At 75.6% G+C, this 9,258-nt stretch carries 11 protein-coding genes; 8 read left to right on the top strand and 3 right to left on the bottom strand.

Translation table 11 applies throughout. From position 1 onward, the window contains the following. Window positions 1–39: 39 nt before the first annotated feature. Window positions 40–1,506 (bottom strand): hypothetical protein, encoded by a 1,467-nt coding sequence (locus ACI8AC_RS24810; RefSeq protein ID WP_456900525.1) that lies wholly within the window; start codon window positions 1,504–1,506, stop codon window positions 40–42. A gap of 267 nt (window positions 1,507–1,773) precedes the next feature. Here ACI8AC_RS24810 and ACI8AC_RS24805 point away from each other — a divergent pair, with 267 nt between their 5' ends. The 7 genes from ACI8AC_RS24805 (at window position 1,774) to ACI8AC_RS24775 (ending at window position 5,354) form a co-directional block, all read left to right on the top strand. Beyond that, window positions 1,774–2,259 (top strand): methylated-DNA--[protein]-cysteine S-methyltransferase, encoded by a 486-nt coding sequence (locus ACI8AC_RS24805; protein ID WP_456900524.1) that lies wholly within the window; start codon window positions 1,774–1,776, stop codon window positions 2,257–2,259. Window position 2,260: 1 nt separating this feature from the next. Then, complete coding sequence (locus tag ACI8AC_RS24800; protein ID WP_456900523.1) at window positions 2,261–2,746, top strand: RNA polymerase sigma factor; 486 nt, start codon at window positions 2,261–2,263, stop codon at window positions 2,744–2,746. Beyond that, the gene (locus ACI8AC_RS24795) at window positions 2,736–3,299 is read left to right on the top strand and encodes a methylated-DNA--[protein]-cysteine S-methyltransferase (RefSeq protein WP_456900522.1); all 564 of its coding nucleotides are present in this window, start codon (window positions 2,736–2,738) and stop codon (window positions 3,297–3,299) included. The genes ACI8AC_RS24800 and ACI8AC_RS24795 overlap by 11 nt, the downstream gene beginning before the upstream one ends. After that, window positions 3,296–3,997: a 2OG-Fe(II) oxygenase gene (locus ACI8AC_RS24790; protein WP_456900521.1), complete on the top strand. Its 702-nt coding sequence runs from the start codon at window positions 3,296–3,298 to the stop codon at window positions 3,995–3,997. The genes ACI8AC_RS24795 and ACI8AC_RS24790 overlap by 4 nt, the downstream gene beginning before the upstream one ends. A gap of 21 nt (window positions 3,998–4,018) precedes the next feature. Beyond that, window positions 4,019–4,276, top strand: coding sequence for an Ada metal-binding domain-containing protein (locus ACI8AC_RS24785; RefSeq protein WP_456900520.1), 258 nt, complete (start codon window positions 4,019–4,021; stop codon window positions 4,274–4,276). A gap of 398 nt (window positions 4,277–4,674) precedes the next feature. Further along, window positions 4,675–5,100 carry a DUF222 domain-containing protein gene (locus ACI8AC_RS24780; protein ID WP_456900519.1) on the top strand — a complete coding sequence of 142 codons (426 nt, stop codon included), beginning with the start codon at window positions 4,675–4,677 and terminating at the stop codon, window positions 5,098–5,100. After that, window positions 5,097–5,354: a hypothetical protein gene (locus ACI8AC_RS24775; RefSeq protein ID WP_456900518.1), complete on the top strand. Its 258-nt coding sequence runs from the start codon at window positions 5,097–5,099 to the stop codon at window positions 5,352–5,354. Before ACI8AC_RS24780 ends, ACI8AC_RS24775 begins: the two co-directional genes overlap by 4 nt. 416 nt (window positions 5,355–5,770) lie before the next feature. Here ACI8AC_RS24775 and ACI8AC_RS24770 read toward each other — a convergent pair whose 3' ends face one another. Together ACI8AC_RS24770 and recD2 are read right to left on the bottom strand one after the other, a co-directional pair. Continuing rightward, the gene (locus ACI8AC_RS24770; RefSeq protein ID WP_456900517.1) at window positions 5,771–5,944 is read right to left on the bottom strand and encodes a hypothetical protein; all 174 of its coding nucleotides are present in this window, start codon (window positions 5,942–5,944) and stop codon (window positions 5,771–5,773) included. Between the two features lie 185 nt (window positions 5,945–6,129). Continuing rightward, window positions 6,130–8,379, bottom strand: coding sequence for an SF1B family DNA helicase RecD2 (recD2, locus tag ACI8AC_RS24765; protein WP_456900516.1), 2,250 nt, complete (start codon window positions 8,377–8,379; stop codon window positions 6,130–6,132). Between the two features lie 181 nt (window positions 8,380–8,560). Here recD2 and ACI8AC_RS24760 point away from each other — a divergent pair, with 181 nt between their 5' ends. Continuing rightward, on the top strand, window positions 8,561–9,055 hold the full coding sequence (locus tag ACI8AC_RS24760; RefSeq protein WP_456900515.1) for a single-stranded DNA-binding protein: 495 nt from the start codon (window positions 8,561–8,563) through the stop codon (window positions 9,053–9,055). The last annotated feature ends 203 nt before the right edge of the window (window positions 9,056–9,258 follow it).

Genomic DNA, 9,258 nt, shown 5'->3' with positions numbered 1-9,258 from the left:
GGTGGGGCCGGCGGACCGGCCCCACCCCGACGGTGTCGGTCACGCGACGATCTCCTGCTGCCCGGCCAGGCCGGCCCGCTGGACGGCGATCACCTCGCGCACCAGGGCGGTCAGCCGCCTGGTCGCCACGTGCTCGACCGGCCGACCGAACCGCTCGCCGATCTGCTCGGCGGTCACGCCCAGGGACTCCAGGCTGGCCAGCACGCCCCGGCGGGCCGCGGTGAGCCGGCGCTCCCGCGGGTCGTCCGGCGTCGGGGAGGCCTCCAGGAGCGGGTTCCCCGACGCGGGCTGCTCGCCGGCCGCGGCCCCGGGGCCCGCAGCCGAGCCGGCGGTCGGGCGGGCGGCCGCGGAGGCGGCGCGCGCCGACTCCAGCACCGCGTCGGGCGTGCGGTCGGCGGGCGGTGCCGAGCGCCGCCCGGCCGGGTGGGCCTGCACCGACGCCTCGAGGAACTCCTCGTGCCGGGCCTGGATCAGCTGGGCGATGGTGTAGGACCCGCCGGGGGTCGGCACCTCGACCTGCAGCACGGCGCTGCGGTTGGCCTCGGCCCACACCTCCCGCAGCTCGTCGTCGTCGCCCGCCTCGCCGATCCGTGCGACCAGGTCGGCGACGTCCGCCTCGTCCTGCCGGCGGGTGCGCCCGGCCGGCGCCTCCTCGGTCCGCTCGTGGTCGAGCAGCCCGCCGCCGTGGAAGGAGACCAGGTCGCGGACGTGGGCGGTGCCCGGGTCGCACTTGAGCGCGTCGAAGACCAGCCACTCCAGCAGCCGGCCGGTGGCGGCCTTGTCGGTGACCTCCTTGGCCGGGTCGGTGTTGGGCTTGATGCCGACGTGCACGCTGCGCGCGCCGACGATCAGCGGCCGGCGCCCGCGCCGCAGCCGCAGCCACACGCTGGCCGCGTACGGGAACTCCCGGTGGGTCTGCACCGACCAGGTCTTCTGCCCCTCGATCGGGCGGCCGTTCGCGTCGACCTCGGTGACCTCCTTGCCCCGGGCGGTCACCACGACGATGCCGGGGAAGGTCAGCAGCTCGGTCTGCAGTTTGCGCCAGCGGGCGCCGGCGTCGTTCCACAGGTTCTGGCTGATGGTGATCTCGGCGTTGGGGTCGCGCTTGAGCAGCTCGCGGTTGCGGGCCGACCTCGCGGCGCGCTCGCTGGCCCAGTCCTTCAGGCCGTCCCAGATGGCCGAGCCGGTGTCGATGCCGAGCACGACCGGGGGCTCGCCGGCGTCGGCGGCCCGGCGCGCCTGGGCCTTGACCGCCTGGACGGCGGCCAGCACGGAGGCGTAGGAGCCGTCGTGCTCGATGATCTGGTAGTTCGCGCCGGGGATGGCGCCGTACTCGTCCCCGGCGCCCTCGTTCAGGTCGATCCAGTAGAGGGCGCCGATCTTGTCGCTGGTGCTGAACTGGGCCAGCGCCCAGCTCTTGCCCGCCTTCTCCTCACCCTCCAGGAGGATGCAGGGCCACGGCACGCGGCCGGTGGGCTTGCGGGTCTTGAGGCCGGAGACGGCCATGGTGAACTCCTCGTCGACATGGGGAAGATGTCGATCCGGAAGCTACGCACGGGCACTGACACACAGATCCGTACCTGACGCAAGCGCATCCACCCCTCCGGGGCGGCATCGCAGGTCAGACGGGTGTCGGGGCGCCCGTCGGCGTGTCGGGCGTTCGCTGTGGGCGTAATCGGGGGCGGGCGTCCCGTCCGCCGTACCGGAAGATGTCGTCCCCCGACCTCACGATCGCGAGGTCCTGGGCGTCTACCCGGTATGGAGATGCGAACGATGAGCAGGACGCACACCGTGGTGCCCTCGCCGATCGGCCCGCTGACCGTCGTCCAGGAGGACGGGGCCCTGGTCCGGCTGGCCATGTCGCCGCCCGGGCGCTTCGTGGACGCCGAGGTCGGCGCGCGGTCCGAGGAGGGGTTCGACGACGTCGTCCGGCAGCTGGGTGAGTACCTCGCCGGCGAGCGGACCGCCTTCGACCTGCCGCTGCGGCCGGTGGGCAGCGGCTTCGAGCTGGCCGTCTGGCACGAGCTGACCCGCATCCCGTACGGCGAGACCCGCTCCTACGGCTCCGTCGCCCGAGCCGTCGGCGAGCCCGGCGGGGCGCAGGCCGTCGGCGCCGCGAACGGCCGCAACCCGCTGGCGATCGTCGTCCCCTGCCACCGGGTGATCGGTGCCGACGGCAGCCTGGTCGGCTTCGGCGGCGGGCTGGCCCGCAAGAGGTTCCTGCTCGACCTGGAGCAGCGCGACCGCCGGCTGTTCTGACGTGCGGCTCGAACCGTTCGAGGCGGTCGTGCGGCGGCACGGGCCGACGGTGCTGCGGGTCTGCCGGGCCGTCGTCGGCCCGGACGTCGCCGACGACGCCTGGTCCGAGACGTTCCTCGCGGCGCTGCGGGCCTACCCCGCGCTGCCGCCGGGCAGCGACGTCGAGGCGTGGCTGGTGACGATCGCCCGCCGCAAGGCGGTCGACCAGCTGCGCGCCGCCGCCCGCCGCGCCGTCCCCGTCGCCGAGCTGCCGGAGGTGCCCAGCGCCACCGGCCTGCCCGGCGAGCGGGACGGCGAGCTGTGGGTCGCGCTCGCCGCGCTGCCGGAGAAGCAGCGGCAGACGGTCGCCTACCACCACCTCGCCGGCCTGCCCTACGCCGAGATCGCCGCCCTCGTCGGCGGCAGTCCCGACGCCGCCCGCCGCGCCGCCGCCGACGGCGTCGCCGCGCTGCGCCGCACCTACCGAGGAGCTCCCGATGACCTCTGATCTGGACCGGCTGGCCGCCCGGCTGGCGGTCGCCGTCGACCACGCCGGCCTGCTCGACGTCGCGTTCACCACCGCCGACACGCCGGTCGGGCCGCTGCTGCTGGCCGCCACCGGCCAGGGGCTGGTCCGGGTGGCGTACGCCGCCGAGGACCACGACGCCGTCCTGCAGTCCCTCGCCGACCGGATCAGCCCGCGGGTGCTGCGGGCGCCGGCCCGCCTCGACCCCACCGTCCGCCAGCTCGAGGAGTACTTCGCCGGCCGGCGCCGTGCCTTCGACCTGCCGCTGGACCTGCGGCTGTCGGCCGGGTTCCGCCGCGACGTGCTGGCCCGGCTGCGCGAGGTCGGCTACGGGGCGACGGCCAGCTACGCCGCCCTCGCGGCGGCCGCCGGCAGCCCGCGGGCGGTGCGCGCGGTGGGGACGGCGTGCGCGACCAACCCGCTCCCGGTCGTCGTCCCCTGCCACCGGGTGGTGCGCAGCGACGGCGCGCTCGGCAACTACGTGGGCGGCGTCGCGGCCAAGCGCACGCTGCTGGACCTGGAGGCGGCGGCATGAGGGACCGCGCGGACGCGCTCGACCGGGCCGCGCTCGCCGCGGAGCTCGACGCCTCGGGCAGCGCGCGGACGGCGCCGGTGCTCACGCCGGGCGAGTGCCGGGAGATCGCCGCGCTCTACGACGACGCCGGCCGGTTCCGCTCCACGGTGGACATGGCCCGGTTCCGGTTCGGCAGCGGGCAGTACCGCTACTTCGACCACCCGCTGCCGGACGTCGTCGCGGACCTGCGCGCCGCGTTCCACCCGCACCTGCTGCCGATCGCGCGGGAGTCGGCCGAGCGGCTGGGCCGCCCGGCGCCGTGGCCGGACGGCCTGGACGAGTGGCTGGACATGTGCCACGCGGCCGGGCAGGGCAAGCCGACGCCGATCCTGCTGCGCTACGCCGCCGGCGACCGGAACGCCCTGCACCGGGACCTCTACGGCGAGCTGGTGTTCCCGCTGCAGGTGGTGATCGGGCTCGACGAGCCCGGCGTCGACCACACCGGCGGTGAGTTCGTCACCGTCGAGCAGCGACCGCGCGCGCAGTCGCGCGCCTCCGCGGCCACCCTCCAGCAGGGCTGCGGCATCGTCTTCGCCACCCGCGACCGGCCGGTCCGCTCGGCCCGCGGCTGGTCGGCCGCGCCGATGCGGCACGGGGTGAGCACGGTGCGCTCGGGGGTCCGGCGCACCCTCGGCCTCGTCTTCCACGACGCGGCGTGAGGCGTGCCGCAGGATCGCCCCGTGTACACCCTCCTCGGCGCCGACGGCCGGCCCTACCCCAGCGAGGACCGCGGCACGCTGGGCGGCAACTCGAGGCTCCGGATCTACGGGCGGCTGGACTGCTGGAGCGCTCGCCGCGCCCTCGGCAGGGGCTACGAGAGGATCCGCGTCTTCTTCGCCGACGAGGCGACGGCCACCGCGGCCGGCTACCGGCCGTGCGGGCACTGCATGCGGGCGCAGTACCGGGAGTGGAAGAGCCGGCAGCCCGGCACGGCCTAGTTCCACGGCGCCGCACCGGGTGGCCGGATCGCCGCCGCTCTGGTCCGCGGGCTCGGCAGTCGGGAGACCCCGGTTCGGAGCCCGGAGGTGTCGTACCCGCCCGTAGCTCCGGGGCATGACACCGGCCGGCACCGCGCGCTCACCGCTGGAGGCAGCGCTGGCCGGCCCGGCTGCTCGAGCTGCCGCCGACGGGCGCTCGGCTGCCGGTGGCGCTGCTCAGCCGCGGCGGAAGGCCGCCGAGCTGCAGCGGGTGCAGGCCCGCACGGCGATGGAGGCCGGCCACGAGGCCGAGCTCGTCCTGGGCCTGGCCGACGCCCCCCCCCGACACGGCCGACCCGCCGCCGGGCCACCCCGGCGGGCGCAAGGGCTCGTGGGCGCCCGACACCGAGCTGCCCGGGGTGTCGGAGTTCTTCCCCGCCGGGCTGGCGGTGGTGCTCAACTGCGGCCGTGGCACCGCGTCGCACGTCGCACGACGCGCCTGGACCTACCGGGAGAGCCTGCCCGGCACCTGGGCGGCGATGGCCGCCGGCGCGTTCGACGAGGCACGGGCGAAGGTGCTCGTCGACGTGCTGCAGCACACCAGCCCGGTCGTCGCCCGGCAGGTCGAGTCCCGGCTGCTCCCCGAGGCCGCGCAGCTGTCGACCGGGCGGTTGCACCGCCGGGCGCTGGCGCTGCTCCCGGAGCTGGACGCCGACGCCGTGGATGCGCGCCGCAAGGAGGCACAGCGGCAGGCCGACGTCCGCGCCTACCCCTCGCACCGGGAGGGCATGAGCACGCTGGCGGCCGATCTGCCACGGACGAGGTCGCCGAGGCCTACACCGTGATCAACCGGCTGGCGGAGACGGCCAGGGTCGACGGCGACCCCGCGGCCGATCGGTCAGGTCCGGCTGAGGTCTTCTCCGTGCTCCTGCGCCGGCCCGGGGGCTCCGGGCTGCCCGGGGTGACGGTGACGGTGAGGATCACCGCCGCCCTGGCCGCCCTCGAGGGCACCGCGGCCACGCCGGGCGAGGTCGACGGCCTGCCGATCACCGCCGCCCACGTGCGCGAGCTGGCGGCCCGCATCGCGTCCTCGGCCTGAGCGCACCCGAGGGCGGGTCGCTGCGCCGCGCGCTCACGGACGCCGACGGGCGCCTGCCGGCCACCACCACCCCGGAGCAGCTCGTCCGGCTGGCCCGGTCCGGCTGCCCCCGGCACCCCGACGGCGACTGCGGGTGCACCCTGCTGGGGCGCCCGGCGGCGACCGCGGCGTACGCGCCGACCGCCGCCCGGTCCGAGTCCGTCGACGTGCGCGACCGCACCTGCCGCTTCCCCGACTGCGGCCAGCGCGTGGGCTGGACCGATCACGACCACGCCCCCACGCCCGCCTGCGGCCACCCGCACCCGAGCCACCGGCGCCGTCGCCGACGACCGACTCGCCAGCGGACGACGATCCCCCGGACGACGACCCGCCACCGTTCTGACCGCGTCGTGGCCCGGTCGGGTCCGTGCACCGGCTCAGTCGCCGGGTCGCTCGTCCTCCCCCGGCGCCTCCTCGGGCTCGAAGGTGCCGCCCGACTTCTCGGACATGCCGAGCTCCACGCCGGGGGCGCCGTCGGATTCTGACGAGCCGGTCGCCGGCGACCGGTCCTCGGCGTCGTCCGGTCGTTGACGGCCTGACGGTGAGGTCATGGGGAGCTCCTCGGTGACTGCCTCGGCTGGGAGTGGGGAGGTACCCGTCGAGGACCGGACGCACCCGGCTCGCTCGGCGGCAGTTCAGGCTCGCCGACACCGTCCCGGAGGGGCCGCTCGGGGACACCGGGAGCAGGCCCGAGGCAGGTGCCCCGGCGCAGGACAGGCAGGCCCGCGGCGCCGTCCTACCCGGCGGCCAGTGCGGCGGGCGCGGTGCGGGTGCGGCTGAGGTCCCCACGGAGGCGATGGGCGAGGGCGGTGTGCCGGCGTCCGGAGCCGCTGGCGCGCACGGCCTGGGCGAGCGCCCTCGGCGAGCCGACCAGGACGACCAGCCGCTTGGCGCGGGTGACGGCCGTGTAGAGCAGGTTGCGCTGCAGCATCATCCAGGCGCTGGTCGTCAGCGGGACCACGACGCAGGGGTACTCGCTGCCCTGGGAGCGGTGCACGGTGACGGCGAAGGCGTGCACCAGCTCGTCGAGCTCGGCGAAGTCGTAGGCGATGGTCTCGTCCTCGTCGGTGACGACGGTGACCGTCTGCTCGACGGGGTCGATGGCGGTGACGACCCCCTGGGTGCCGTTGAAGACGCCGTTCCTGCCCTTGTCGTAGTCGTTGCGGATCTGGCTGACCTTGTCCCCGACCCGGAACACGCGGCCGCCGAAGCGCTTCTCGGCCCGGTCGGGGCCGGCCGGGGTGAGCGCCTCCTGCAGCAGCTCGTTGAGCGCGGCGGCGCCGGCCGGGCCGCGGTGCACCGGCGTCAGCACCTGGACGTCCCGGCGGGGGTCGAGCCCGAACCGGGCCGGGATGCGGCGGACGACGACGTCCACGGTGAGGCGGGCGGCCTCGTCGGCGTCGTCGGTGCTGAACAGGAAGAAGTCGTCCAGGCCGCGGACCTGCGGCGGGCGGCCGGCGTTGATCCGGTGGGCGTTGGTCACCACCCCCGACCGGCTGGCCTGGCGGAAGACCTGGGTGAGGCGCACGTGCGGGACCGGGGTGCCGTCGGCGAGCAGGTCGCGCAGCACCTGGCCGGCGCCGACCGAGGGCAGCTGGTCGACGTCCCCCACCAGCAGCAGGTGGGCACCCGGCGGGACGGCCCGCACCAGCTTGTTGGCCAGCAGCAGGTCGAGCATCGAGGACTCGTCGACCACGACCAGGTCGGCCTGCAGCGGTCGCTCCCGGTCGAAGGCGGCGTCCCCGCCCGGCCGCAGCTCCAGCAGCCGGTGCACCGTCACCGCGTCGACCCCGGTCAGCTCGGTCAGCCGCTTGGCCGCGCGGCCGGTGGGGGCGGCGAGCAGGATCCGCGCCCCCTTGGCCGCGGCCAGGGTGACGATGGAGCGGACCGTGAAGCTCTTGCCGCAGCCGGGGCCACCGGTGAGGACGGCGACCTTCTCGGCCAGCGCCAGGCGCACCGCCTCCTGCTGACCGGCTGCCAGCTGCACGCCGGTGCGCCGGTGCAGCCAGGCCAGCGCGGCGTCCCAGTCCACGGCGGCGAAGCCCGGCATCCGGTCTAGGTCGGCCTCCGCCAGCCGCCGCAGCCCCGCGGCGAGCGAGACCTCGGCCCGGTGGAACGGGACGAGGTAGTACGCCACCGTCGGCTCGCCGTCCGCACCGGGGAGCTCCTCGCGGATCAGGCCCTGCTCGGCGACCAGCAGGGCCAGGCAGTGGCCCACCAGGCCGGCCGGGACCTGGAGGATCTCGACGGCCTGGGCGACGAGGTGCTCCTCGGGCAGGAAGCAGTGCCCCTGCCCGGTCGCCTCCGAGAGCACGAACTGCAGCCCCGCCTCGACCCGCTGGGTGCTGTCGTGCGGGATCCCCACCGCGGCCGCGATGGTGTCGGCCGTCCTGAACCCGATGCCCCACACCTCGGCGGCCAGGCGGTAGGGCTCGGTGCGGACCACGCCGATCGAGGCGTCGCCGTACTGCCGGAAGATGCGCACGGCCAGCGAGGTCGACACGCCCACCCCCTGCAGGAACACCATCACCTCCTTGATGGCCCGCTGCTCCTCCCACGCCGCGGTGATGAGCCGCGTCCGCTTCGGGCCGAGGTTGGGCACCTCGGCCAACCGCGCCGGCTCCTCCTCGATGACCCGGAGCGCGTCGGTGCCGAAGTGGTCGACGATCCGCTCGGCCAGCCGCGGGCCGATCCCCTTGACCAGCCCCGAGCCCAGGTAGCGGCGGATGCCCTGCACCGTCGCCGGCAGCACGGTGCTGTAGTCCTCGACCTGGAACTGGCGGCCGTACTGCGGGTGCGCACCCCACCGCCCCCGCAGCCGCAGCGTCTCCCCCGGCTGGGCCCCCAGCAGCGAGCCCACCACGGTCACCAGGTCACCGCCGCGCCCGGTGTCCACCCGCGCCACGGTGTAGCCGGTCTGCGGGTTGGCGAAGGTTATCCGCTCCAGCGTCGCCTCGAGGACCGCCCCGCTCCGTACCTGCCCCACCGCCGCCCTCTCGCCTCCGCAGTTCCCGCCGTCCCGAGCGTCGCACGGTCCGCCGACAGATCTGCTCCGCTGCAGGTGTCAAGGGGGCTCGCCGGTCGGGCGGCGCGGAAATGTCGGTGGCCACCCATAACCTCCGGGCGCTCACCTGAGCGCTGCACCGACACACACGGAGGACCGGATCATGGCCGGCGAGACTGTCATCACCGTCATCGGCAACCTGACCAGCGACCCCGAGTTGCGCTGGACGCCCTCGGGCGCGGCGGTCGCCAACTTCACCATCGCCTCGACCCCGCGCACCCTGGACCGCCAGACCCAGGAGTGGAAGGACGGCGAGGCGCTCTTCCTGCGCTGCAACGTGTGGCGGCAGGCGGCCGAGCACGTCGCCGAGTCGCTCACCCGCGGCTCGCGCGTGATGGCCCAGGGTCGCCTCAAGCAGCGCTCCTTCGAGACCAAGGAGGGCGAGAAGCGCACCGTCATCGAGCTGGAGGTCGACGAGATCGGCCCGTCGCTGCGGTACGCGACGGCGACCGTCACCAGGGCCGCCCGGTCCCACGACCGTGCCGGCGGCGGGGGCCGCGACGGGGCCGGTGACGGCGGCACCGGGGCCGACCGCGGCGGCTCCGAGGACCCGTGGGCGGTCCCGGCCGGCGCCCTGAGCGAGGATCCGCCCTTCTGACCTCGACGGCGGGGCGCGCCGGCGCACCGGCGAGGAGGGTGGGGCCCGTCAGCGGATTCCCACCCTCCTCGGCCGACGGGGATGCTCCTATCGTCGTCAAGTGGCGGTGGCCAGGTGGTCGAAGTCGGCCAGTAGCGACGTGTGGACTTCGCGGATGACGTAGCGCTTGAGGCAGCGCATGATCTCCTGCTTGCTCAGGCCTT

It is taken from the genome of Geodermatophilus sp. SYSU D00758 (assembly GCF_054049955.1).
Note: the sequence above shows the minus strand (reverse complement) of the source record. Positions and strands in the feature narration are given on the sequence as shown.